This window comes from Coprococcus sp. RTP21204st1_G4_RTP21204_210225 (assembly GCF_040915385.1).
GTDB lineage: Bacteria > Bacillota > Clostridia > Lachnospirales > Lachnospiraceae > Allocoprococcus > Allocoprococcus comes.
In genome coordinates this window covers 1-25,927 of record NZ_JBCPDP010000028.1, presented here as the reverse complement: position 1 = coordinate 25,927, position 25,927 = coordinate 1, and the positions used below count along the sequence as shown (strand labels likewise).

The following is a 25,927-nucleotide window of genomic DNA, read 5'->3' as shown; positions in this document are numbered from 1 at the left end:
CTTACTCTTTCTGAACATGAAAATACCCCCATATAGGACTTTTATATTTCATTGTCCTATATGAGGGTAGCATATCAGCCTGTTTGCTGCAGCGTTTCCGGGCTTCTTTGTTTTTTAATCCAACTTTTACCAGAGCAAACGCAAGCCATGCCATAACATTTCTTTCCATGCAGCCTTACAAAACAAAGCAAGAGACCAGACAAGGCATTTGCATATTCCCTGTCCAGTCTCTTTATGATTTATCCTGCTTCTGTATTTCTACTTTCGCTCAGATCTTTATTCTTCTGTCTGCTCTTCTACAACCGTCTCAGCAGTTGCTTCTGTATTTGCTTCTTCTGCAGTCTCTTCTGCGTTTTCCTCCAGTTCACCTGAAGCCCTGCGTACCTTTGCGATACTTGCAACTTCTTCGTGTTCCTTCAGATTGATCAGTTTAACACCGGATGTGATTCTTCCGAGTACGGAAATCCCCGCACATTCCATACGGATCACGATACCATCTGTGTTGATGATCATAATCTCATCATCCGGACCTACTGCCTTTGCACCGACTACATTTCCGGTCTTCTCTGTGATCTTATAGCATTTCACGCCTTTTCCACCACGGTTCTGGGCTGTGAATTCTTCCATGCGGGTTCTCTTGCCCATACCCTTTTCAGATACGATCAGAAGCTCTTCACCCTGCGCATCAAGCTGCATTGCAACAACTTCATCACGGTCACTTAAATTCATACCACGAACGCCCATAGAGGTCCTTCCGGTTGAGCGTACATCAGATTCATGGAAACGGATGCATTGACCATACTGCGTAACGAGAATAACATCTCTTTCATCATCCGTAATCTTAACTTCGATCAGTTCATCATCCTCACGGAGTGTGATCGCAGCAAGTCCTGTCTTTCTTACATTTGCGTAATCCAGGATCGGCGTCTTCTTAACAAGACCTTTCTTGGTTGCCATGAACAGATAGTCACCTTCCTTGAAATCCTTGATTGGAATCATTGCTGTGATCTTCTCATCCGGCTGAAGCTGAAGGATGTTGATAATTGCTGTACCTCGGGAAGTTCTTCCTGCTTCCGGAATCTCATATCCCTTCAGGCGATAGCAGCGTCCGGTATTGGTAAAGAACATAATATACTGGTGAGTATTGGTCATGAACAGCTCTTCTACATAGTCTTCATCCAGAGTCTGCATACCCTTGATACCCTTGCCGCCACGATTCTGGCTCTTGAAAGTATCGTTGCTCATTCTCTTAATGTATCCCATCTTGGTCATGGTGATCACTACATCTTCTCTCGGGATCAGATCCTCTGTAGAAATGTCGTATTCATCAAATCCGATGGCTGTTCTTCTGTCATCTCCGTATTTTTCAGAGATCACAAGGATTTCTTTCTTAATTACGCCAAGCAGAAGCTTTCTGTCTGCGAGGATCGCCTTGTACTCTGCGATCTTCTTCTCAAGCTCTGCATACTCTGTTTCCAGCTTCTCTCTTTCCAGACCGGTCAGAGCTCTCAGACGCATATCCACGATAGCCTGGGACTGTGCATCACTTAAGTTAAAGCGGCTCATCAACTCTGCTTTCGCAATCTGTACGGTCTTGGATCCACGGATGATCTTAATAACCTCATCAATGTTATCCAGGGCGATCAGCAAACCTTCCAAGATGTGTGCACGTTCTTCTGCCTTATTCAGCTCGTATTTTGTACGTCTGGTCACAACGTCTTCCTGATGTTTCAGATAATGGTTCAGGATTTCCAGAAGGCTCATAACCTTCGGCTCATTATTGACCAATGCAAGCATGATCACACCAAATGTATCCTGCAGCTGTGTATGCTTGTAAAGCTGGTTCAGAACGACATTCGGGTTCACATCTCTTCTCAATTCGATGCAGACACGCATACCTTCACGGCTTGACTGGTCACTCAGGTCTGTGATTCCATCAATCTTCTTATCTCTTACAAGCTCCGCGATCTTCTCGATCAGGCGGGCTTTGTTGACCATATATGGAAGCTCGGTTACTACGATTCTGTGCTTTCCATTCTGCATTGGCTCGATATTGGATACCGCACGCACACGGATCTTTCCACGTCCTGTACGGTAAGCCTCTTCGATTCCTCTTGTTCCAAGGATCGTTGCTCCCGTCGGAAAATCAGGTCCTTTGATGATCTCCATGATCTCTTCGATCGTGGTCTCATCTTTATCTTCAATCTGGTCATCAATAATTTTCACAACCGCACCGATGACTTCTCTTAAGTTGTGCGGTGGGATATTGGTTGCCATACCTACCGCGATACCGGAGGTTCCGTTTACCAGAAGGTTCGGGAATCTTGACGGAAGTACGGTCGGTTCTTTTTCTGTCTCGTCAAAGTTCGGTGCAAAATCAACGGTATCTTTATTGATATCCGCTGTCATTTCCATCGAAATCTTACTAAGTCTTGCCTCGGTATATCGCATTGCGGCAGCACCGTCACCGTCCACAGAACCGAAGTTACCGTGACCGTCTACAAGAATGTAACGGGTAGACCAGTCCTGTGCCATATTAACGAGGGCTCCGTAAATAGAACTGTCACCATGCGGGTGATATTTACCCATGGTATCACCGACGATACGCGCGCATTTACGGTGCGGCTTGTCAGGACCGTTGTTCAACTCGATCATCGAATAAAGAATACGTCTCTGAACAGGTTTCAGACCGTCTCTTACATCCGGAAGCGCACGAGAAGCAATAACACTCATGGCATAATCGATATAGAACTCTTCCATGGTTTTTTTCATATCCACTTCATGAACTTTATCAAAAATATTATCTTCCATTGGTATTCTCCTATATATCTAAGTTCTTAACAAATTTTGCATTCTCTTCGATAAATTCTCGTCTTGGTTCTACTTTATCTCCCATCAGGGTTGTAAAGGTAAGATCCAGTTCGGAAGATGTCTCATCGTCCATTGTCACTCTTCTTAAGATTCGATGCTGCGGATCCATTGTGGTATCCCATAACTGCTCTGCGTCCATCTCACCCAAACCTTTGTATCGCTGAATCTTATTGTTCTGATCACGTCCGACTTCGCTGATGATCTTCGCCAGTTCTTCATCGCTGTATGCATACCAGACTTTCTTGTTCTTCTCCAGCTTGTAAAGCGGCGGCTGAGCCAGATATACATAGCCCTGTTTGATCAGCTCCGGCATAAAACGATAGAGGAATGTCAGAAGCAGTGTACTGATATGTGCTCCATCAACGTCGGCATCGGTCATGATGATGATCTTGTGATATCTCAGTTTGGAAATATCGAAATCATCATGGATTCCTGTACCGAATGCAGTGATCATTGCCTTGATCTCGGCATTACCGTAGATCTTATCCAGTCTTGCCTTCTCTACATTCAGGATCTTTCCACGAAGTGGCAGGATCGCCTGGGTCGCTCTGTCACGGGCTGTCTTTGCAGAACCTCCCGCAGAGTCTCCCTCTACGATGTAGATCTCACACTTGGATGGATCTTTATCTGAACAGTCTGCAAGCTTTCCAGGCAGTGACATGCCTTCCAGTGCGGATTTTCTTCTGGTAAGATCTCTCGCCTTTCTGGCCGCCTCTCTTGCTCTCTGCGCCATAACCGACTTCTCAACAATTGATTTTCCAATAGCAGGATTCTGTTCAAGGAAGATCTGAAGCTGGCTGCTGACGATACTGTCAACCGCACCTCTCGCTTCACTGTTACCGAGCTTCTGCTTGGTCTGTCCTTCAAACTGAGGATCCTCGATCTTAACACTGATGATCGCTGTAAGGCCTTCCCTGATATCCTCACCGGAAAGATTCGGCTCACTGTCTTTTAATAATTTGTTCTTTCTCGCATAGTCGTTAAAGGTCTTTGTGATCGCATTTCTGAATCCGACCACATGGGTCCCACCTTCCGGTGTTGTGATATTATTTACAAAACCATAGGTGTTATCTGTATAAGAATCATTGTGCTGCATTGCAACTTCAACTTCTACATTATCTTTTGTTCCTTCACAGTAGATGATCTGCTCATAAAGCGGAGTCTTACTGCGATTTAAGTACTGAACGAACTCCTTGATACCGCCTTCATAGTGGAACACTCTTTCCTTCGGTTCTTCATCACGGAGATCAGTCAGGCTGATGCGAAGTCCCTTGGTAAGGAACGCCATCTCACGGAATCTCTGTTTTAACGTATCATAATCAAATACTGTATCTTCGAAAATAGTTTCATCCGGAAGGAAGGTTACCTTTGTTCCTGTCTTCTCCGGATCACATTCGTCTACAACCTTCAGCTTGTAAACAACATGTCCTTTTTCATATCTCTGTCTGTACACCTTCCCTTCGTGGCAGATCTCAACCTCAAGCCAGTCAGAAAGCGCATTTACAACGGAAGCTCCTACACCGTGAAGTCCACCGGATACCTTGTATCCTCCACCGCCGAATTTACCGCCGGCATGAAGCACGGTGAATACAACCTCTACCGCAGGGAGTCCCGCTTTGTGGTTGATCCCTACCGGAATACCACGTCCGTTATCTATAACCGTAATTGAATTATCCGGATTGATGAACACCTGGATATGATCACAGTATCCTGCAAGCGCTTCATCCACCGAGTTGTCAACGATCTCATAGACAAGATGGTGAAGTCCTCTTGAAGATGTACTGCCAATATACATACCAGGTCTCTTTCTTACTGCTTCCAGCCCCTCCAGTATCTGGATTTGGTCTGCTCCATATTCTGCACTCATATTGATCCTCCTAATTCTCTTTTGATACATGTCCGTTCTGAACATGGAATACTTTATTTATTGAAAATCGATGATTGACAAACTCGTCAAGTCCCGTACAGGTGATCAGAGTCTGTATATCATGAATACTGTCCAGTAAATAGTTTTGCCTGTGTTTGTCAAGTTCAGACAATACATCGTCAAGCAGCAGCACCGGCGTATCCTTTATGATCTGCCGTACCAGCTCGATCTCAGACAGTTTCAGCGAAAGTGCCGCTGTCCTCTGCTGCCCCTGCGATCCGAATCTGCGGATGTCGATCCCACCTGCCATAAAACAGATATCATCCCGGTGAGGTCCTACCGAGGTACTCTTCATCCTGATATCGCGCTCCCTGTTCTTCTCAAGCGCTGCCTCAAGTGAAAGTGCTCCGCATCCAGGTTCATACGAAAGGCCGATTCTTTCCCTGCCTCCCGTCAGTTTATGGTGAATGTCTCCGATTATCGCATTGACTTCCTCGATAAACCGGAGCCTTCTCTGAATAATCTTTTCTCCATACTGAACCAGCTGCATATCCCATACATCCAGTGTGTCCAGTATATCATCTCTGTAATAGGCATCCTTCAGCAGACGGTTCCGCTGATTGAGTGTGCGGTTATAATTTGCCAGGTCACTAAGATACACCTTATCAAGCTGTGAAAGCTCCAGGTCCATGAACCTTCTCCTCTCCGCCGGACCATTTTTAATAATGTTCAGATCCTCCGGCGAGAAAAACACAAAATTCGTCAGACCGAAAAGCTCACTCGCCCTCCGGATCGGGACCTTGTTAATCGCAATCCCTTTCGGACTGTTCTTCTTCAGGTGCATATCGATCTGCCATGGAACGCCATTTTTCTCAATGACAGTCTCAATATGAGCCTCATCCTGCCCGAATCGGATCAGATCCCGGTCCTTCGTCCCCCTGTGAGACTTCGTGGTTCCCGACAAATACACCCCTTCCAGGATATTCGTCTTGCCCTGCGCATTATCACCGTAAAAAATATTCGTGGCATGATCAAATTCAATATTCAATATTTCATAATTTCTGTAATCTTTTAATTTTAATGATTTGATAATCATACCTGTGCCAGCCTATTTTTCAATCTTGATCTCTTCTCCGTTAAATGTAACAACGTCGCCGTCATATAATTTTTTACCACGTCTGGTATCTACTTCTCCATTAACCTTTACCAGACCTTCTGTAATGACTTCCTTGGCTTCCACACCGGATCCTACAAGACCTGCTGCTTTCAGTGCCTGACCAAGCTTGATAAATTCATCTCTGAGTTTGATTGTCTCCATAATTTTTGTCCTCTCTAAATTCCTATACTGCTCCACTGAAGTTCACCGGAAGAATTAGGTATACATAGCTTTCTCCTTCATCCTTGATAAAGCAAGGAGCCTTTGCATTCATAAAGTAAAGATCTGCTTCTTCGTCATCAATGACACGAAGTGCGTCAATGAGGAACTTCGGATTGAAGCCGATCAAGAGGTCTTTTCCCTCTTTAGTGATCATAATCTCTTCATCCATTGTACCCTTCTCTGACTTGATCTTAAGTTCCATCATTTCATCCTGAATGTTGATGATGATCGGCTTCTTATCACCTTCTTTTACAAGAAGAGTTGCACGGTCAATACAGTTCAGGAGTTCTCTTTTATTGATTCTTACCTTTGTCTCATAATCATTGGACAGCATCTGCTCAATACGGAAATATTCTCCTTCAATCAGTCTGGATACCACAACGGTATCATCAAATTCAAATACAATGTGGTTGGCTGTGAAATACAGTCTCACTTCGCTGTCTGCTTCACCTGAAAGGATCTTGCTGACTTCGATCAGGGTCTTTCCCGGAACCACGATCTTCTTCGGTTCATAAGATTCCTTCAGCTCGATCTTTCGGATGGAAATACGGTGTCCGTCAAGGGATACCACTTTCAGAATATCCCCGTTCATATCGAAGAGTTCTCCTGTCATCAGTTTGTTGCTGTCGTTGTCTGCAATTGAGAAAATGGTCTGGCGGATCACTTCTTTCAGTGTGAACTGGGAAATGGAAACCGGATTTTCTCTCTCAATATATGGCAGATAAGAAAAATCTTCACCGGATTTACCGGAAATATTGAATTTTGCTTTTTCACAGGTAATGAGCGTCTGAAGGTTCACTCCACTTTCAATCACGATTTCATTATCAGGAAGCTTTCTTACGATATCTGAGAAAATCCTCGCATCCAGTGCGATCATTCCCTTCTCATCGATCTGCCCTCTGATCACAGTCTCGATCCCAAGCTCCATATCGTTCGCTGTAAGTTTGATAATATCTGTAGTTGCATCTATCAGAATGCATTCCAGGATCGGCATGGTTGTCTTTGTCGGAACAGCCTTTGATACAATGCTGACCCCTTTCACAAGATCTGATTTAAGACATCTGATTTTCATAATGTGTAAAACTCCTTTCGACGCGCAAAATATATATTTATATAAAACAAATCCGTAGTTATCTTAGTAGTGTCTGTTGAATTGTGGACAAGTACTTTAAGGCCTTGATTCAAAAGGATTTAAGGCTTTGACAAGTCCGTGGACAGTTCTTTTTCTTCCCTGGCAGATCATGGAAAACTTTTCTACAGCGGGCTGATTTTCTTCTGAATGATCTCGATCGTATTTCTCAAAGTCTCATCTTTTTCCACATCCCGGGCAATCTTGTCCACACCGTGGTTCACAGTGGAATGGTCACGCCCTCCGAGCAGATCACCGATACTTTGAAGAGACGCATCCGTCATCTGCCTGCACAGGTACATCACGATCTGTCTGGCTCCGGCCGTTCTTGCATTTCTCCGACTTCCCTTAAGTTCAGAAACGGAAACATTAAAATGATCGGAGACAACATCCAGAACCAGCTCCGGCGTCACCTTGTGGCTCTCGTCCGGTGCGATCATATCCTTCAGTGCCTCTGCCGCCAGAGAAACATCAAAGTTCTTTCTTCCACCGATCCGGTATAACGCGATCAGCTTGTTAAGTGAGCCTTCCAGTTCCCGGATATTGGTCTTGATGTTCATCGCAATATACTGGATCACCTCATCCGGAATCTGATATCTTTCCAGTTGGTCCAGTTCTATTTTCTTATAAAGAATCGCCATACGTGTCTCGTAATCCGGCACCGAAATATCTGCGATCAGTCCCCATTCAAATCTTGTCCGCAGACGCGCCTCCAGTGTCGTCATATCCTTTGGCGGTTTGTCACTGGAAATGACGATCTGCTTTCCGGCATTGTGCAGATGATTGAACGTATGGAAAAATTCTTCCTGTGTACTTTCTTTGCCGATAATGAACTGTACGTCATCGATCAGAAGTACGTCATTATTGCGGTACTTATCGCGGAATGCATTCATCGCCAGATCGTTGCCGGTTTTTCCGTTGCGGATCGCCGTGATCAGGTCATTGGTAAATGTCTCACTTGTCACATACAGGACTTTCTTCGATGGTTCCCGGTCCAGTATGTAGTGTGCGATCGAATGCATCAGATGGGTCTTGCCAAGTCCTACCCCACCATATAAAAACAGAGGATTGTAAACCTCACCGGGAGATTCGGCAACTGCCAGTGATGCGGCATGTGCAAAATTATTATTTCCTCCTACCACAAAGGTATCAAACGTATACTTCGGATTCAGATTCGCTTTTTCAGCTATCGGGCTTACCTCTTTATGCTTATGTGTCTTCTCTTTTACGGGCGCAGTCTTCTCCAGATATCTGCGCTGCTGCTCGCGCGGCAGATCTCTGGGAATAAACTTAATCTGATACTCTGTCCCGGTAACTTCCGCGATGCATACTTTAAGCGGAAGAAGATATTTATTCTGAATGTGTTCGATGCTCGCCTTAAAATTAACGGTAAGATACAGAGTGTTGCCTCTGATCTCATATACCTCCAGCGGGCGTATCCACGTTTCAAAAGAAATGTTCGATAGAAAATATTCTACTTTTAGCTTTTGAATGATCTCTTCCCATTTTTCTTTTATGACGTCCATATTCCTGCCCCATTCATCTTCAAAATAAGCATAATCATACTCTTATATTCTACCTTAAAACGATTTCAGAATCAATCAAAAACCATAAACTTATTCATAATTTCCTTAAAATAAGGGTCGAAACTTTATTAAAACTGCTTGACGGAGACAGCTTTTTTGATTATAATGAAGTACGATGTCTTAAAAACGTAAATAAGCTTCTATTCATATAAGAAGAAATCGATAGGAGGTGGATATCAATGAAGATGACATTCCAGCCAAAGAAACGTTCCAGAGCGAAAGTTCATGGATTCAGAGCAAGAATGGCCACAGCAGGTGGAAGAAAAGTTCTTGCAGCAAGAAGAGCAAAAGGAAGAAAAGTATTATCAGCATAGGTCACATATATGTGGCCTTTTCTTCTATGCAAATTTATGTAAATCGGGAGAATAAAGTATGAAATTTTCCGAATCATTGAAGAAAAACAGGGATTTCCAGTCTGTATACAGAAAGGGAAAACCTTATGGCAACAAGTACCTTGTAATGTATCTCCTGGCGAATGATCTCGGACGCAACCGCGTCGGAATTTCCGTCAGCAAAAAAGTTGGGAACAGCATCATAAGACATCATTTAACAAGGCTGATCCGTGAGAGTTACAGGTTACACGAAGAACAGTTCCAATGTGGATATGATATCGTGATCATCGCAAGGACGACCGCCAAAGACCGGTCATACCATGAGATTGAAAGCGCTCTCATCCATCTGGGCAAACTTCATCACATTTATTCGGACTGCAATTAGCCAGTTCAGTATATCGAGAAGACGGATATACACTACGAGGCACTGAAATTATGAAAAAGATATTATTATATTTGATTCGTTTTTACAGAAAATATTTATCACCTATGAAGGTATATACCCACTGTATTTACATTCCAACCTGCTCAGAATATGCTTTGGAGGCCATTGAAAAATACGGTGCGTTTAAAGGAGGCCTTCTGACCGTCTGGAGAATCCTCAGATGCAATCCATTCGCCAAAGGTGGATATGATCCGGTGCCTTAAACCTATAGGCCGTCCAAATACCGGGACGGAAATGTTTATGGAGGAAAGGTTATGACAGGAATTTTAATGACACAGGTCAGCACACCAATCATCGGACAGGCTGCCTGGCTGCTCGGTAAGATCATGGATGGTATTTACCGGGTAATGGATTTAATCGGCATTCACAACCTGGGTGTATGTATTATTCTTTTGACAATTGTCATCTACACTTTACTGATGCCGCTCACCATCAAGCAACAGAAATTTTCCAAGATGTCCGCTGCAATGAACCCTGAGCTCCAGAAGGTTCAGCAGAAGTACAAAGGAAAAAATGATCAGGCTTCCATGCAGAAGATGCAGGAAGAAACACAATTGGTTTATGAAAAATACGGAGTATCACCGACCGGCGGATGCTTAAGTATGTTTATCCAGTTCCCAATTCTCTGGGCAATGTACTATGTAATCCGCAACATCCCTGCTTATGTTGGGCAGGTTAAAGCGGTATACGCACCGCTTCTTACCTCTATCATGGCACAGGATGGATGGCAGAAGGTCATGGAAAAGATCGGCGAAGCAAAACCGATCCTTATGTCCGCCTCCAAATATGATTACTCTGATAAAAACGTACTGATCGACGTACTCTACAAGTTCCAGACTTCAACCTGGGATACCCTTGGTAAGAAACTTCCGGATCTGCAGCCTACGATCGACAGCACCGTCGATACATTAAAGTCCATGAATAACTTCCTTGGACTTAACATTGCGGAAACTCCTATGAACCTCATTAGCAACGGTGTAAAAGCCGGCGCATGGGGAATTGTGATCATGGCAGTGCTGATTCCTGTCCTTTCAGGACTTTCCCAGTACCTGAGCGTGAAGCTTTCTCAGCAGACAACTGCAGTTACGAACAATCCGCAGGCTGACCAGATGGCTTCAACCATGAAGACAATGAACGTTACCCTTCCTCTTGTATCTGTATTTATGTGTTTCACATTACCTACAGGTCTTGGAATCTACTGGGTTGCAAGTGCCGTTGTCCGTATGGTACAGCAGTTCTTTATCAACAAACATCTGAATAAGATTCCGATGGATGAACTGATCAAAGAGAATATGGAAAAAGCTGCTGAAAAACGAAAGAACAAAAACGAAGTGGATGCAAGCAATGTAAACAAAATGGCTCATAAGAACGTGAAAAACATTCATGAGCCGGTAAGAACAGCTGCTCAGACAAAAGAACTTGAAGAAAAGCTCGAAGAAGCAAAGAAGAAAAATGAAAATGCAAAGGCCGGAAGCCTTGCAGACAAAGCGAACCTTGTAAAGCGTTTTAACGAAGGCAATAAATAGGGGGACAAGTTAAATGAATGAGATCACAGTATCAGCAAAAACTTTAGATGATGCGATTACAGAGGCTTCCATTCAGCTTGGCGTTGCCAGCGATCAGATGGAATATGACGTAATTGAAAAAGGAAGTGCAGGCTTCCTCGGAATCGGAAGCCGTCAGGCAGTTATCCGTGCCCGTATCAAAAAAACTGTAACAGAAGAAATCAAAGCCGAAGAAATCAAACCGGAAGAGATCAAAAAAGAATTCAAGAAGGATTTCCGAAAAGACCGCAAGGAATTCGTTGGACACAAAGAACGCAAAGAGTACAAAGAACACAAAGAATACAAAAAAGATTCGAAAAAGGACTTCAAAAAAGAGCCTAAGAAAGAATTTGTAAAAGAAAACAAAACAGAAACAGCCTCTGCCGTAACAGCAGCAGCTCCGGTTTATGAAGAAAAGAAAGAACTTCATGTAGCCGTTGTAACAGAAGCTACACAGAAGATCTGTGAGAAATTCTTACAGGAAGTCCTTCAGGCAATGGGAATGGGCGAAGTAACTATCGTATCCTCCATTGATGAAGAAGGTGCTCTTGCAATTGAGATGAGCGGTGACAACATGGGTATCCTGATCGGTAAGCGTGGACAGACATTGGATTCTCTCCAGTACCTCACCAACCGTGTAGCCAACAAGTCACAGGATGGTTATGTACGTGTCAAACTCGACACAGAAGACTACCGCAAGAGAAGAAAACAGACTCTTGAAAATCTCGCAAAGAATATCGCTTACAAAGTAAAACGAAGCAGAAAGCCGATCTCACTGGAGCCGATGAATCCTTATGAAAGAAGAATCATCCATTCCGCTCTGCAGGCTGATGACAGAGTTTCTACTCACAGCGAGGGCGAAGAACCATACAGACGTGTTGTTGTAACACCGAACCGCCGTTAAACAGTAACGCAAATTGGTTGCATACACCGTTATAACTGAATCGTTCACAGTAAACCGCAGTCATTTAATGGCTGCGGTTTTTTTGCTGTTCACTCCCGTGCCAATCAGCGTAGTGATTGGCACGGAGGATGCACGTTTTATCTTGAATGGCATCTCGCCCATCGCCAAAGGTGATTTAAAATGGCGAGATGCGTTGCTGGTCACAGGTACTGTGAACAGTAACGCGGTTTTTTTCTACCCTTCACAATAGGCACTTCCATTTTGACAGCTTTCGGGGTAAAATGATAACATCGCATTTATTACAAAAGTATAGAAGGAAGCAATAAAATGGGATTTAAAACAGACACAATCGCAGCAATCTCCACAGCAATGACTAATTCCGGAATCGGAATCGTACGTCTCAGTGGAGAAGATGCGTTTTCTATTATTGACAAAATTTACAAAGGCAAAAGCCCGAAGCTTCTGTCCGAACAAAAAAGCCATACCATTCACTATGGCTATATCATGGACGGAGAGCAGACGATTGATGAAGTGCTGGTTCTTTTAATGCGTGGGCCGCACAGCTACACCGGTGAAGATACTGTGGAAATCGACTGTCACGGCGGTGTATTTGTCACAAGAAAGATACTTGAAACCGTGATCAAATACGGTGCAAGACCTGCTGAACCGGGTGAATTTTCCAAAAGGGCTTTTCTGAACGGCCGAATGGATCTGTCACAGGCCGAAGCCGTGATCGATATCATCAGCTCCAAGAATGACTATGCACTACAAAGCTCGGTAAACCAGTTGAAAGGCTCTGTCCACAATAAGATTAAAGAAATCCGTGAAGTAATCCTTTACCATACCGCTTTTATCGAAAGTGCACTGGATGATCCAGAGCATATCAGCGTAGACGGATATGGTGACAGTCTCCTGGGCGTCGTAAAGGATCTGCAGCAGAAAATCCAGTGTCTTCTGGATACTGCCGATGACGGACGTATCATCAAAGAAGGCATCAAGACGGTTATCGTCGGGAAACCGAACGCCGGGAAATCCTCTCTGATGAACGTTCTGGTAGGCGAAGAAAAGGCAATCGTAACCGAGATTGCCGGAACCACAAGAGATGTCCTAGAGGAAAATATCCAGCTTCAGGGCGTTTCTTTAAACATCATGGATACCGCCGGAATCCGCGATACCTCTGATATCGTAGAGAAGATCGGTGTGGATAAAGCAAAAGAAAATGCAGAAAAAGCCGATCTAATCATCTATGTGGTCGATGCATCCAGACCTCTTGATGAAAATGATCACGAGATCATCGAGATGATCCGGGATAAGAAAGCTGTAATACTACTGAATAAAAGTGACTTATCCACAGTTGTTGATAAAAAGGCATTAGAAACGTTGATAACTAAGCCAATGATCGATATTTCCGCAAAAGAGGAGACTGGGATCCATGAACTGGAATCTACTTTAAAAGAGATGTTTTATCACGGTGATATCTCATTTAACGATGAGGTTTATATCACCAATATCCGGCACAAAACAGCTCTTGCCGATGCACTTTCCAGCCTGAAAAAGGTAGAAGAGAGCATCGAAAACCAAATGCCGGAAGACTTTTTCACAATTGACTTAATGGATGCATATGAATCTCTGGGAAGCATTACCGGAGAGACGATAGGAGAAGATTTAGTAAATGAAATATTCAGCAAATTCTGTATGGGAAAATAAAGACGCATACGACATCGTTGTAGTTGGTGCGGGACATGCCGGCTGCGAAGCTGCCCTTGCCTGCGCAAGACTCGGTCTGAAAACGATTGTTTTCACCGTAAGTGTAGAAAGTATCGCCATGATGCCATGCAACCCGAATATCGGCGGTACCTCAAAGGGGCACCTGGTACGCGAGCTGGATGCGCTCGGCGGTGAAATGGGAAAGAACATCGACAAGACATTTATTCAGTCAAAGATGCTGAATAAATCTAAAGGGCCTGCCGTTCATTCCCTGCGCGCCCAGGCAGATAAGAACAAATACAGCAATACCATGCGACAGACGCTGGAAAACCAGGAGAACCTGGAGATCCGGCAAGGTGAAGTCGTCAATATCCTTGTGGAAGATGGTTCTGTAACGGGCGTTCAGACCTATTCTGGTGCTATATACCGCTGCAAGGCCGTTGTACTGTGTACCGGAACCTACCTGAAGGCAAGATGCATTTACGGTGATGTCAGCACGCATACCGGTCCAAACGGACTGCAGGCAGCAAATTATCTGACCGACTGTCTGAAGGAGCTTGGTATTAAGATGTACCGCTTCAAAACCGGTACACCAGCACGTATCGACAAGCGCAGCATTGATTTCAGCAAAATGGAAGAGCAATTCGGCGACGAGAGGGTTGTACCTTTTTCGTTCACAACGGATCCAGAAGATGTGCAGATTGAGCAGGCTTCCTGCTGGCTTACCTATACCAATCCTACAACCCATGAGATCATCCGTAAAAATCTGGATCGTTCCCCACTTTATTCTGGTATGATCGAAGGCACCGGGCCACGTTATTGTCCGTCTATCGAGGACAAAATTGTAAAATTTGCCGATAAAGAACGGCATCAGGTGTTCATTGAACCAGAAGGTCTGGAAACCAATGAAATGTACATCGGTGGAATGTCAAGTTCACTTCCAGAGGATGTTCAATATGAAATGTACAGAAGTGTGCCTGGTCTTGAACACGCAAAAATAGTTAAAAATGCTTACGCAATTGAATATGACTGTATCGATGCAAGACAGCTTCATCCGACACTTGAGTTCAAATCTATTCATGGTTTGTTCAGCGGTGGTCAGTTCAACGGAAGTTCGGGATATGAAGAAGCAGCCGCTCAGGGACTTATTGCCGGAATCAATGCCGCACTGGAGGTTCTTGGAAGAGAACAGTTAATTTTAGACCGTTCCCAGGCTTATATCGGTGTTCTGATCGATGATCTGGTTACAAAAGAAAGCCACGAACCATATCGTATGATGACTTCACGTGCCGAATACCGGTTACTCCTGCGCCAGGACAACGCCGATCAGAGACTAACCGAAATAGGGCACAAAATAGGGCTTATTTCAGACGAGAGATACCAGATGTTGTTAGACAAAGAAGAAATCATCCGCAAGGAGATCCACAGGCTTGAGCATACCAACGTTGGAACTTCCCAGGAAATCACGGATTTTCTCACAAATTGCGGCAGTACGCCTCTTACTTCAGGATCTACACTTGCTGAGCTTATTAAGCGTCCTGAGCTGAATTATGAGCTTCTCGAACCTATCGACCATATGCGAACAGAAAGCTTCAGCCGAGAGATTATGGAACAAATTGATATCAACATCAAATATGAAGGCTATATCAAGCGCCAGTTAAAACAGGTAGAACAGTTTAAAAAGCTTGAAACCAGGAAAATACCAGCAGATATCGATTACGATGCTGTTCCAAGCCTGCGAATCGAAGCTGTGCAGAAATTAAAGCAGTTCCGACCTCTTTCCATCGGTCAGGCATCCCGTATTTCCGGTGTCTCACCTGCCGATATTTCTGTATTACTGGTATATCTAGGACATTAGACCACCAGATAACCAGACCTGTATTTTGATCTTTTTTGGGATATTACAGAATCCATTATTTCTGGTTTCTGTTTTTCCCTTTATATAGATGTGTACTTTTGAGGGCATCACCCAAAAAGTACACATCTATTTTCAAAGAAATGGTTTTATCGTGTACTTTATAGGGCAAAAAGTATGTTTTTCATCTTTTCGTATACCTTTCAGGTGCATGATTGTATTTTTTTAAAAACATTATCACTTTATCGTGTACCTTTAAGGTGCTATCTTCTCAGAAATTGTGTACCTATTTGGTGCAAAACAGTGTAAATTACTGTTTATTTTCCGCAAAGATGTGTACTTTTAGGGGAAAAAGGAGCAATATGAGTAAAAAATTTGAGCAACAGCTTGCAGAATTAGGTATCACATTAACGCAGACCCAGTTTAATCAGTTTGATAAATATTACGAAATGCTGGTGGAATGGAACAAGGTTATGAATCTCACCGGTATCACCGAGTACGAAGAAGTAAACGAAAAACATTTTGTCGACAGCCTTGCATTAGTAAAGGCTCTGGATATCAGTAAAGTTCAAACCGTGATCGATATAGGAACAGGCGCCGGATTCCCCGGAATTCCTTTAAAAATCGCCTTTCCGCACCTGAAAATCACGTTGCTTGACTCTTTAAATAAGAGAATCCGTTTCCTTGACAGTGTGATTGAAGAGTTAAATCTTACGGATATCCATACAATTCACGGCAGAGCAGAAGATTTTGCCCGTCAGGCAGACTACAGGGAACAGTTTGACCTCTGTGTTTCACGTGCAGTGGCCAATTTATCTACATTATCCGAATACTGCCTCCCTTATGTAAAAGTTGGTGGATTCTTTGTTTCTTACAAATCCGGTGATATTGTCGATGAACTTTCCGCTGCAAAAACCGCAGTACATGTCCTTGGAGGTACACAAAATAAACCAGTTGTATTCCAACTTCCAGGCAGTGATATCAGCCGTTCATTTGTAAAGATCAAAAAAATCAAGCCTACCGGGAAGAAGTTTCCTCGAAAAGCAGGACTTCCTTCCAAAGAACCTATCCACGGATAAACAGCTATACATACCTGTAGTCTGTATATGCCGCAATGGAAATTGAACTATTTTTTTCTTTATCTTGAACTTCTGCTATTAGTTCTTTTTATAATAGTTCAATTTTAATTGTTATAGTTTATTCTATTTTGTATTTTTGATAGTTCAATTTTTGTATGCTTTGAAAATGTATTTTTATTTTTTGTATGCAGTTCTGCCAGAAATTTGTTTTCCTATTTCATTTCAAAAAGCGGGTAAGTTCAATTTTTTACCCGCTTAAAATCTGATTTTTTATTTTCATTTAGCTTGATTATTTCTGCAAAAAGTCCAATAATCATCCTTCTGTTTTGTTTTTCAGAGAAAGACAATTTCCATAGAAATTCCCAGAGTTGCATGTCGGTTTTCATGGTGTTCATAAGCAGAATAAGTACCAGTTAAATACCAGTTCTGTTTGCTATTAGATAATCGCAAAAGTTGATCAAGAGCCATATATAGCCAAATGCGGGATGTACACCGAAGTGTACATCCCGCATTTGGCTATAATGTGTACCTGAACGTACTTTATATTATTCAGCAGAGAAAAGGATATCCAGCTGTTCTGCGAATCCTTCCGGTTGTTCAATTTGCGGAAGATGTCTCGTATCCTTTATGCACATGCATTCTATAGCAGGTACATGCTTCTGATATTGTTTAGCAATCTCAATACTGTTTTCATCATATTGTCCAGAGATAATACAGATACTATTTGTCGCCTTGCGAATACAATGATAAATATTTGTCTTTGTATATCCACCTTTGATGCTTGCAAACAAATATTTTGAATGTGCGTTTTCATTATGAGCAGATTCATGGTATATCTTCGTCATCTGATAATCTATCGTATCTTCGTCATACAGATACTTATCCACAAATTTTTCATCAATCGCTTCTCTTGAATGAATAATGTTGTACAGCAGCGTACCAATAATCGGTATTTCGATAAGGAACTTCAGCGTCTTGGTTCTCTTATTCGGACATTTTGCAAGTTCCGTAAGTGACAGTGGATTCACCATACAAATCTTTCCAATCACATTTTCATCATTTCCGCATGCCATAACTGCAATAGCAGCCGATTCTCCCGTAGCCACAACATCTGCCTTTTCGCCAATGATATGTTTAATAAAATCTGTCAGCATTTGCACATAAAGAAAATTAGTATAAGTAATATTGGGCTTTTCAGATCGTCCACAACCTAGCAGATCCACGGTATAAACAGTATGCTTTTCTGCAAGAATTGCCGCTACTTTTTTCCATTCTACGCCAGAGCTTTCTGCATCCAAATCATGAAGTAGCAGTAGTGGTTTACCATTTCCCTGTTTTCTATAATAGATTTTTCCAAATCTCCAGTCATAATAATTTCCCTCAGATGAGTTTAACAAGCTGTCTTTTGTTGCCATTTCTATAAGTGTTTTATTTATCAGATGGATTGTAATCGCACCAAGTGTTGCTAAAATCGCACAACTTTTCAATTTATTTTTCATCGTTAATTGTCCTTTCTCCGAATCATTTTTGCCCCGATTCAGCAAGATCATACTCGCAAATAGTATCAGTATCTGTTTTGTGTAATGTTTCACCTTGCGGCTTATAGATAAGTATACCATAATCTCCTTACAGTTTAAAGATTTTCATCATGTTATTGTTCCTTGGTTTTCGACAAAATGTTTCACGTGAAACATTTTGTTTTCTCTTTTTCCAGCTGCTCATAGCCAAATATATTTTAATATATCTAAAATATGACGATACCATGGGCAAAAGGTCAGAAAGCCGATGTAAGCTTGCTTGCAAGAGGATTTTTGACCTCTTGACCCGTCAAAAAATGAGTAAGTAGCCGTTTTTTTCAAGAAAAAATGAGCGGATTACGAATGTTTTTATACATTTTCACATTTCACTTTGTGCAGAATGTTTCGCGCAAAAAATCCCCTTATTTATAAAAAATGCAAAAATAAATGTTTCACGTGAAACATTTAGTAGATTTAGATAAAGTTTAGTGTTACAATTATACCTAGATGTAAATAAAACTTCATATATATTTGCACACTATTAGAAAGGAGGTAATTGCAATGGGACGAATAATTGCCGTTGCCAACCAAAAGGGTGGCGTTGGAAAAACTACAACAGCGATCAATTTATCCTCGTGTTTATCGGCAAAAGGGCAGAAAGTTCTCGCAATCGACATGGATCCACAGGGGAATATGTCCAGCGGTCTTGGTATAGATAAGGATAATGTTGCCTATACTGTATATGATCTTTTAATCGGCGAAGCCACTATGGATCAGGTGCTATGCAAAGAAGCAATTGAAAATCTCGACGTAATTCCCGCAAACATTGATCTGTCTGGTGCCGAAATAGAGTTGCTCGATACTGAGAACAAAGAATACATATTAAGAGATGAGGTGCTTAAGATAAGAAGTAATTACGATTACGTCATTATCGACTGCCCACCTTCACTTAGTATGCTGACAATCAATTCAATGACTACAGCCGATACCGTATTGGTTCCAATTCAGTGTGAATACTATGCACTTGAAGGATTGAGCCAGCTGATTAAAACAATCAAGCTTGTAAAAGAAAGATTGAACGAAAACCTTGAAATGGAAGGCGTTGTATTTACCATGTATGATGCCAGAACCAATCTTTCTCTTCAAGTTGTTGAAAATGTAAAAGATAATCTTGATCAGACAATTTACAAAACTATCATTCCACGTAATATACGACTTGCAGAAGCCCCAAGTCATGGCTTACCAATCAACTTATATGATCCTCGTTCAACAGGAGCTGAAAGTTATATGTTATTAGCAGATGAAGTAATTCATAAAGGAGAAGAGTAAGCATGACAGCAAAACGAGGCGGACTTGGAAAAGGTCTGGATAGTTTAATCAAAGAAAACAAAACCGCAAAACATACTGCACCGGTCAAAAAAGAAGTAGTGAATGCCGGGCCAATTATGATGAAAATCAATGATGTAGAGCCAAACCGTGACCAACCAAGAAAACATTTTGAGGAAGATGCTCTCTTGGAACTTGCTGATTCAATCAAACAGTTTGGAATCCTGCAGCCTCTGATTGTTCAGAAACGGAACGATTACTACGAGATCATCGCCGGCGAGCGTCGCTGGCGTGCAGCAAAGCAGGCCGGTGTCAAAGAGGTCCCTGTTATCATTAAAGAATACACAGATCAGGAAATCGTTGAAATTTCTCTTATTGAAAATATTCAGCGCGAAAATCTGAATCCAATCGAAGAAGCGCAGGCATACAAACGCTTGCTAAATGAATTCCGTCTGAAGCAGGATGAGGTAGCTGAGCGCGTTTCAAAGAGCAGAACTGCTGTTACAAATTCCATGCGTCTTCTAAAGCTGGACGAAAGAGTACAGCAGATGATCATCGATGACATGATTTCAACCGGACATGCACGTGCTCTTCTTGCAATCGAGGATAAAGAGCAGCAATATGTTCTTGCCAATAAAGTATTTGATGAAAAGCTCAGTGTCCGGGATACCGAAAAACTTGTCAAAGAACTAAAGAAGCCAAAAAAAGAAAAAGAAAAGCCTGTTATCCAGAATGCATTTGTATATGAAGATCTGGAGGAACGTATAAAGTCAATCATCGGTTCCAAAGTCCATGTCAATCATAAAGCCAACGGAAAAGGCAAAATTGAAATTGAATATTATTCGGACAACGATCTGGAACGTATATTTGAATTGTTGATGTCAATACAGGAAGGAAAATAATATATGGAAAGTAAAATTCTGAAATCAATTGGAATTGATCCGGCGTATATATTTCTTTTTCTTATCATGCTGATCATATTGATGTTTCTTCTTTATATTAATGTTAATATGAAATACAACCGTCTGAAATCAAGCTATAACGTATTCATGCGCGGACAGGACGGTAAAACGCTCGAAGAAAGTTTCAGTGCAAGATTCGATGAACTCGACGAGCTTTCCAACATTGCCCACGAAAACAAAGCGGACATCCGCATATTGTATCGCGCGTTGCGAAGCAGCTACCAGAAAGTAGGTATTGTCAAATACGATGCTTTCGGTGAAATGGGTGGAAAACTCAGCTTCGCCCTCACAATGCTTGACAATGATAACAATGGATGGATCCTCAATTCCATGCACAGCAGAGATGGCTGTTACACTTATATAAAAGAAATTGTGCGTGGTGAAAGTTACATTGAGCTCTCTGAAGAAGAGGCCGAATCACTAGATCAGGCCGTTTACCAGGAAATGTATGATCCGGATGTACAGGATGCGATCAAACCACAGTAATAAAAATAAAGAAATAAGACAGGAGAACAGTTATGTTAGATATTAAATTTTTAAGACAGAACCCGGATGTTGTAAAAGAAAACATCAAGAAAAAATTCCAGGATGAAAAGCTTCCACTTGTAGATGAAGTAATCGAACTTGACAAGAGAAATCGTGAAATCAAAGGCGAAGTAGAAGCACTCCGTGCTGAGAAAAATAAAGTTTCCAAAGAAATCGGTGCATGCATGGCACATGGCGAAAAAGAGAAAGCAGAAGAGCTTAAGAAAAAAGTTCAGGAAAACGCTGCCCGTATGGAAGAACTTTCTGCTGAAGAAAAAGAAGTTGAAGCAAAAATCAAAAAAGATATGATGGTTATCCCAAATATCATCGATCCATCTGTACCGATCGGTAAAGACGACAGTCAGAATGTTGAAATTGAAAAATTTGGCGAACCGGTTGTTCCGGACTTTGAAATCCCATACCATACAGAAATTATGGAAAAATTCAACGGAATCGATCTTGAAAGTGCAGGAAAGGTTGCCGGAAATGGTTTCTATTATCTGATGGGAGATATTGCACGTCTTCACTCAGCAGTTATCTCTTATGCACGTGACTTTATGATCGATCGTGGATTCACATACTGTATCCCACCTTTCATGATCAGAAGCAACGTTGTTACAGGCGTTATGAGCTTTGCCGAAATGGATTCTATGATGTACAAAATTGAAGGCGAAGACTTATATCTGATCGGAACAAGCGAGCATTCTATGATCGGTAAATTCATCGATACCATGCTTGATGAAGCTGAACTTCCAAAGACACTGACTTCTTATTCTCCATGCTTCCGTAAAGAAAAAGGAGCTCATGGAATCGAAGAACGTGGTGTATACAGAATCCATCAGTTTGAAAAACAGGAAATGATCGTTGTATGCAAACCAGAAGAAAGCAAAGAATGGTATGATAAATTATGGAAAAACACTGTTGATCTGTTCCGTTCTCTTGATATCCCGGTTCGTACACTGGAATGCTGTTCAGGTGACCTTGCCGACCTTAAAGTAAAATCTTGTGACGTAGAGGCATGGTCTCCAAGACAGAAGAAATACTTTGAAGTAGGAAGCTGTTCTAACCTTGGTGATGCACAGGCAAGACGTCTTGGCATCCGTGTAAAAGGAAGTGACGGAAACAAATATTTCGCACACACACTGAACAACACAGTAGTAGCTCCTCCGAGAATGCTGATCGCATTTCTCGAGAACAATCTTCAGGCAGACGGTTCTGTCCGCATTCCTGAAGTACTTCGTCCATACATGGGCGGTAAGTCTGAAATCAGATAGAAAACGAGGTAAATTTTGCATAAATATTTAAACGCTATCGGATTCCACGATATCGCATCTGAACGCGAATGGTATCAGATTCTTCTTGAATCCGAAAAGAAATTTTCCGGATATGACCGTATTGCCCTGGACGAACACACAGATCTCTGTGAGCTTCGCAGGGAATACGGCAACGGGATTGGCATTTCTTCCTGCGGCTTTATCGATGAAAATGATGAAGAGTTCCGCAGAGAATGCTATTTCCCATATTTTTCAGGCAGTGGAGTCAGCTCTTATGCTGATATTGCAGTAGAACAGAAAGCATCCTCACCGACCTATATTGGTGTCTGCGAAGATGTAAAGCTCGGCTGCAGTATCATTTTCCATATCCAGAACGGAATGGAATACATAAAAGAAGCCACTCTCGGTGGTCTGAGCAAAAGTTCAATCTCTATAACCTTTTCTGGTCTTGCCTTAAGTGGGAAAATTTTGCTTCCGGTCACAAAGGATGCAGGTGCTGCGGACAAGAGAGCGAAAGATCTCCGCAACCGGATGATGCTTATGAGCGCAGCAAAGGAAGGGAATCCCGATGCCATTGAAAGCCTTACGCTTGACGACATCGACACCTATGCCGCAGTATCAAAAAGAATTCGCGGGGAAGATATTTACAGTATTGTCGATACGCATTTTATGCCAGCTGGTCTTGAATGTGACCAGTATGCGATTCTTGGTGAGATTCTGAATATCGATACCATCGAAAATCTTCTTACCGGGAAAAAACTTTATGTTCTTACAGTTGAAACCAATGAACTTCAATTTGATGTATGCGTACCGGTTGAAAAGGTGATTGGCGAACCGGCAGTTGGAAGACGGCTGAAGGCACAGATCTGGCTGCAGGGGCATATTAATTTTTAGGAAAAATTTTTGACTTATATAAAAAGCATGACCAAATTTCTTTTAATTGAAAATTAGTCGTGCTTTTTTGTATATGCGTTTCAGAACATTCGGCTTTACATAAAAAATTCCTGTAAAAGCTATTTCACATATCAGATCCCGCTCTGTTACCTCACCATGATCATCCTCTTAGAAAAGCATTTGACATTTTCATGTTCAAACGGTATGATATATGTATATGTTCTATTAGTCAAATGAATATAAGAATCGTCTCCTAAGCGGTTGTTGGAACGAAGACTTTTTGCTAACTGAATATGATGTGTCCCAGTACCTCAGTAGGATAGAGGGTTCGCCTCCTAAGCGAAACGCCGCAGGTTCGATTCCTGTCTGGGACGTGTGGTAAAAATCGCCGGAAGCCTGATTTTTCAAGGGTTTCCGGCATTTTTCCTTTTCAGACGGCTACACCGTTTTCGACTGGCATTCCAGTTTTCGGTATAGCCGTCTTTCCGTTTTTCCGTTTCTATTGTTTGCTAACAAAAAACATCTACCTGTGTGTCTGGCACAACATTTGGGACGATTTGCTAACAACTTGCTAACAACCACTGCTAACGGGCGGCGGAGACAAGCGCTGCAAGTTGCTCAGGTGACAGGTTCTTAAGGATAGCTGCCAGAGCTTCGCCGATATCCTCTGTTGCTGATGATTTCCCATTTTTAGCGGTAGGGCTGTAGAAGTCGGCTTCCATGCGAGCCGCGTTCTCGCGCCGGTTCTCGTCTTCAATTTCCGAGTAAACGTCTGTCACCATCTGGGCTTCGGCATGACCAGTATCTCCTTGGACGGACTTAATATCGCCCTGCGTCAGTTTGAGTTTGTACTTCGTGGAGAGATGGCGGAGCGAATGGAAGTCCACACGTTCGTATCCTGTCGTGTCACAAAAGACTTGCAGGCGCTTTCGGATGATGCGGCTCTCCACCGGATTTCCGTTTTCAAGGGCAACCACAAGATTGTAGTCATGGTAATCCGCTCCAAGAAACTCCTTTAGTTCCTCCTGATTTTTCCTATGCTCCACGAGCATGTGCGCCACGGTTTTCGGAAGCCATACCACACGGGTGCTGGTTTCGGTCTTCGGGGTCTTGAGCACGAGCCTAGTGGTGCAGTGTGGTTTCTGAGCGGGAAACGTGACGAGCACGTCCCGCTCGTTGAGTCTCTGCAAGGCTTCAATGGAAACACGAGCAACCTCCTTGTTGATGATGATGCGAGCGTTGCCGTTTTCAATAGATTCCTCGTCTATGAAAATGCAGTCCCATGTGAGACCGGTTATCTCCCCCACCCTGAGCGAACAGGAAAAAGCGAGGTTCATGGCGAGAGCCAGAATATCGTCCTCGACTCTTGGAAGTGCTTCGCGAAACGTGCTCACACTCCACACCTTCCGTTTCGTTTTCTTCATCGTCGGCAGGGTGGCAAGTTTTGCCGGATTCTGCATCATCGGGTCGAGATAGTTCCATTTCATTGCCTGATTGAGTGCAGAGCGGATAACGTCATGAATCTTCTTCACGCCGGAAGGCGCGACACATTTGCCGGTCTTTTTTTGGTTGGCAGGCGGAACGCGCTCGACGGAGAGCAGGGCGTTGTAATACTCCGAAAGGCATTCCGTGGTGATTTCAGACAGCTTCTTGTCCCCGATATATGGGTCAATGTAGTTCCTTATTAGCCCGGTCTTTCCGCTGTATGTGCTCATAGACCATTTCGACGTTCCGTACACTTTCACATAGTGCTTTAGGAACTCGCTGAAAGTGATATCGTCCTTTTGCGGCGTTACCGCGCTTTTTGGGGTCGGGGTTCTTCTGCGAACCGGTTCCGAGCCGCTATCGTGCTCATCGGTTCCGCCTTCTTTCCCCGTTTTTGCCTTTTCATCAGCTACTCTTTGAAAATACGTCTCCTCGTTAGGAACGATGGCCTGTCCGTATTTCTCCTGATAGAACTCTACAAAGACCTTGCGGCTCTTTGCTTCGCCAATCGTATCCACGGTGTCCCATTTTTGTTTCCGTTCTCCTTGTTCATTTACATACCAGTAGATAACGGAATACTTTGTTTTTCTCTGCTTGATTGCTGCCATATCGAATCTTCTCCTTGTCGGTTAATTTGGTTCCAACCAACTGTCGAAGGAGCTTTTGGATACCCGAATGGCTCTGCCGACGCGGACGTACTTGAACTGCCCGCTCTTCACGAGTGTATAGGCCACCTTGTCGCTGATGCCCAGCATTTCGGCGATTTCGCCTACCGTATAGGTTTTCTTCTCTTCGGTTCGATTGCGTTCCGATGCCATAATTTTCCTTTCCGGGAAAAAGGGCACCAGACAACCGCTTGACATTTTTATTATACCATGGCTGGTCAAGTAGTTTTCTGGTGTGCTGGTTTTCCCTATTTCTGGTTTTACTTGTTACAAGTAGCGTCTTTTACGGCTGAAACCTCAACATCGCACGCAAGAGCTTCGCCTGCATAAACGATTTCATCGAGAGGTCGATGCCGTAATCCCAGAAGCCATCCGCGTCGGTGTAGAACCCGGTGCAGAGTCCGTCCATGAAGTCGTTGAAGTAATCGAGCACCGCCCCGGCAGCAAGGGCATCTCCGTTTGTCGCGGCAACGACGGTATCGTAGTCAATCTTTCCCTTTGCCACGCGGGTCACCCCCTTCCGTCAGAATGTCCGCAAGACGGGCGAGCGCACGGGCGCGACGGTTCTGTACCGTGGAGCGC

The 25,927-nt window shown here is 43.0% G+C and carries 23 protein-coding genes and 1 tRNA gene; 14 read left to right on the top strand and 10 right to left on the bottom strand.

Features of this window, described 5'->3' with window-relative positions; genetic code table 11:
• Positions 1-276: 276 nt before the first annotated feature.
• From gyrA to dnaA, 6 genes are all read right to left on the bottom strand, one after another.
• Positions 277-2,811, bottom strand: a complete 2,535-nt coding sequence (gene gyrA, locus AB5213_RS16050) for a DNA gyrase subunit A (protein ID WP_008371392.1) — start codon at positions 2,809-2,811, stop codon at positions 277-279.
• A gap of 10 nt (positions 2,812-2,821) precedes the next feature.
• Positions 2,822-4,738 carry a DNA topoisomerase (ATP-hydrolyzing) subunit B gene (gene gyrB / locus AB5213_RS16045; RefSeq protein WP_022220242.1) on the bottom strand — a complete coding sequence of 639 codons (1,917 nt, stop codon included), beginning with the start codon at positions 4,736-4,738 and terminating at the stop codon, positions 2,822-2,824.
• Positions 4,739-4,748: 10 nt separating this feature from the next.
• Positions 4,749-5,834 carry a DNA replication/repair protein RecF gene (gene recF, locus AB5213_RS16040; protein ID WP_008371390.1) on the bottom strand — a complete coding sequence of 362 codons (1,086 nt, stop codon included), beginning with the start codon at positions 5,832-5,834 and terminating at the stop codon, positions 4,749-4,751.
• A gap of 12 nt (positions 5,835-5,846) precedes the next feature.
• Positions 5,847-6,056 carry an RNA-binding S4 domain-containing protein gene (locus AB5213_RS16035; RefSeq protein ID WP_022220243.1) on the bottom strand — a complete coding sequence of 70 codons (210 nt, stop codon included), beginning with the start codon at positions 6,054-6,056 and terminating at the stop codon, positions 5,847-5,849.
• 22 nt (positions 6,057-6,078) lie between these two features.
• The gene (gene dnaN, locus AB5213_RS16030; protein ID WP_055158097.1) at positions 6,079-7,188 is read right to left on the bottom strand and encodes a DNA polymerase III subunit beta; all 1,110 of its coding nucleotides are present in this window, start codon (positions 7,186-7,188) and stop codon (positions 6,079-6,081) included.
• A gap of 182 nt (positions 7,189-7,370) precedes the next feature.
• Positions 7,371-8,771 carry a chromosomal replication initiator protein DnaA gene (dnaA, locus tag AB5213_RS16025; protein WP_117559185.1) on the bottom strand — a complete coding sequence of 467 codons (1,401 nt, stop codon included), beginning with the start codon at positions 8,769-8,771 and terminating at the stop codon, positions 7,371-7,373.
• 239 nt (positions 8,772-9,010) lie between these two features.
• On the opposite strand from dnaA, the gene rpmH reads away from it, so the two are divergent.
• The 8 genes from rpmH (at position 9,011) to rsmG (ending at position 16,697) form a co-directional block, all read left to right on the top strand.
• Positions 9,011-9,145, top strand: coding sequence for a 50S ribosomal protein L34 (gene rpmH / locus AB5213_RS16020; RefSeq protein ID WP_022220244.1), 135 nt, complete (start codon positions 9,011-9,013; stop codon positions 9,143-9,145).
• 58 nt (positions 9,146-9,203) lie between these two features.
• Positions 9,204-9,548, top strand: a complete 345-nt coding sequence (gene rnpA, locus AB5213_RS16015) for a ribonuclease P protein component (RefSeq protein WP_008371385.1) — start codon at positions 9,204-9,206, stop codon at positions 9,546-9,548.
• 50 nt (positions 9,549-9,598) lie between these two features.
• On the top strand, positions 9,599-9,811 hold the full coding sequence (gene yidD, locus AB5213_RS16010) for a membrane protein insertion efficiency factor YidD (RefSeq protein WP_008371384.1): 213 nt from the start codon (positions 9,599-9,601) through the stop codon (positions 9,809-9,811).
• 51 nt (positions 9,812-9,862) lie between these two features.
• The gene (locus tag AB5213_RS16005) at positions 9,863-11,134 is read left to right on the top strand and encodes a YidC/Oxa1 family membrane protein insertase (RefSeq protein WP_368276933.1); all 1,272 of its coding nucleotides are present in this window, start codon (positions 9,863-9,865) and stop codon (positions 11,132-11,134) included.
• Between the two features lie 13 nt (positions 11,135-11,147).
• Entirely contained in the window at positions 11,148-12,056 is a 909-nt protein-coding gene (jag, locus tag AB5213_RS16000) for an RNA-binding cell elongation regulator Jag/EloR (protein WP_022220246.1), read from the top strand.
• Between the two features lie 327 nt (positions 12,057-12,383).
• Positions 12,384-13,763: a tRNA uridine-5-carboxymethylaminomethyl(34) synthesis GTPase MnmE gene (gene mnmE, locus AB5213_RS15995; protein ID WP_008371374.1), complete on the top strand. Its 1,380-nt coding sequence runs from the start codon at positions 12,384-12,386 to the stop codon at positions 13,761-13,763.
• Positions 13,729-15,621, top strand: coding sequence for a tRNA uridine-5-carboxymethylaminomethyl(34) synthesis enzyme MnmG (gene mnmG, locus AB5213_RS15990; protein ID WP_175305737.1), 1,893 nt, complete (start codon positions 13,729-13,731; stop codon positions 15,619-15,621). The genes mnmE and mnmG overlap by 35 nt, the downstream gene beginning before the upstream one ends.
• Positions 15,622-15,980: 359 nt before the next feature.
• Entirely contained in the window at positions 15,981-16,697 is a 717-nt protein-coding gene (rsmG, locus tag AB5213_RS15985) for a 16S rRNA (guanine(527)-N(7))-methyltransferase RsmG (RefSeq protein ID WP_008371371.1), read from the top strand.
• A 545-nt stretch (positions 16,698-17,242) separates the two neighbouring features.
• Here rsmG and AB5213_RS15980 read toward each other — a convergent pair.
• On the bottom strand, positions 17,243-18,196 hold the full coding sequence (locus AB5213_RS15980) for an alpha/beta fold hydrolase (RefSeq protein WP_243002864.1): 954 nt from the start codon (positions 18,194-18,196) through the stop codon (positions 17,243-17,245).
• A gap of 579 nt (positions 18,197-18,775) precedes the next feature.
• On the opposite strand from AB5213_RS15980, the gene AB5213_RS15975 reads away from it, so the two are divergent.
• The 6 genes from AB5213_RS15975 to AB5213_RS15950 all read left to right on the top strand — a co-directional run bounded on the left by AB5213_RS15975 (position 18,776) and on the right by AB5213_RS15950 (position 23,569).
• Positions 18,776-19,543 carry a ParA family protein gene (locus tag AB5213_RS15975; protein ID WP_368276932.1) on the top strand — a complete coding sequence of 256 codons (768 nt, stop codon included), beginning with the start codon at positions 18,776-18,778 and terminating at the stop codon, positions 19,541-19,543.
• Between the two features lie 2 nt (positions 19,544-19,545).
• Positions 19,546-20,442, top strand: coding sequence for a ParB/RepB/Spo0J family partition protein (locus AB5213_RS15970; protein WP_368276931.1), 897 nt, complete (start codon positions 19,546-19,548; stop codon positions 20,440-20,442).
• Between the two features lie 3 nt (positions 20,443-20,445).
• On the top strand, positions 20,446-20,988 hold the full coding sequence (locus AB5213_RS15965) for a DUF4446 family protein (RefSeq protein ID WP_173690764.1): 543 nt from the start codon (positions 20,446-20,448) through the stop codon (positions 20,986-20,988).
• A gap of 32 nt (positions 20,989-21,020) precedes the next feature.
• Positions 21,021-22,301, top strand: a complete 1,281-nt coding sequence (gene serS / locus AB5213_RS15960; RefSeq protein WP_008371361.1) for a serine--tRNA ligase — start codon at positions 21,021-21,023, stop codon at positions 22,299-22,301.
• Between the two features lie 15 nt (positions 22,302-22,316).
• Positions 22,317-23,195, top strand: a complete 879-nt coding sequence (locus tag AB5213_RS15955; protein ID WP_368276930.1) for a DUF3881 family protein — start codon at positions 22,317-22,319, stop codon at positions 23,193-23,195.
• A gap of 300 nt (positions 23,196-23,495) precedes the next feature.
• A tRNA-Arg gene (locus tag AB5213_RS15950) sits at positions 23,496-23,569 on the top strand.
• A 210-nt stretch (positions 23,570-23,779) separates the two neighbouring features.
• Here the strand turns inward: AB5213_RS15950 and xerC are convergent.
• The 3 genes from xerC to AB5213_RS15935 form a co-directional block, all read right to left on the bottom strand.
• Positions 23,780-25,288, bottom strand: coding sequence for a tyrosine recombinase XerC (xerC, locus tag AB5213_RS15945; protein ID WP_368276929.1), 1,509 nt, complete (start codon positions 25,286-25,288; stop codon positions 23,780-23,782).
• A 21-nt stretch (positions 25,289-25,309) separates the two neighbouring features.
• Positions 25,310-25,498 (bottom strand): helix-turn-helix domain-containing protein, encoded by a 189-nt coding sequence (locus AB5213_RS15940; protein WP_055158115.1) that lies wholly within the window; start codon positions 25,496-25,498, stop codon positions 25,310-25,312.
• Between the two features lie 130 nt (positions 25,499-25,628).
• A complete protein-coding gene (locus tag AB5213_RS15935; protein WP_173699602.1) occupies positions 25,629-25,850 on the bottom strand; it encodes a helix-turn-helix domain-containing protein in 222 nt (73 codons plus the stop codon).
• Positions 25,851-25,927 lie beyond the last annotated feature (77 nt).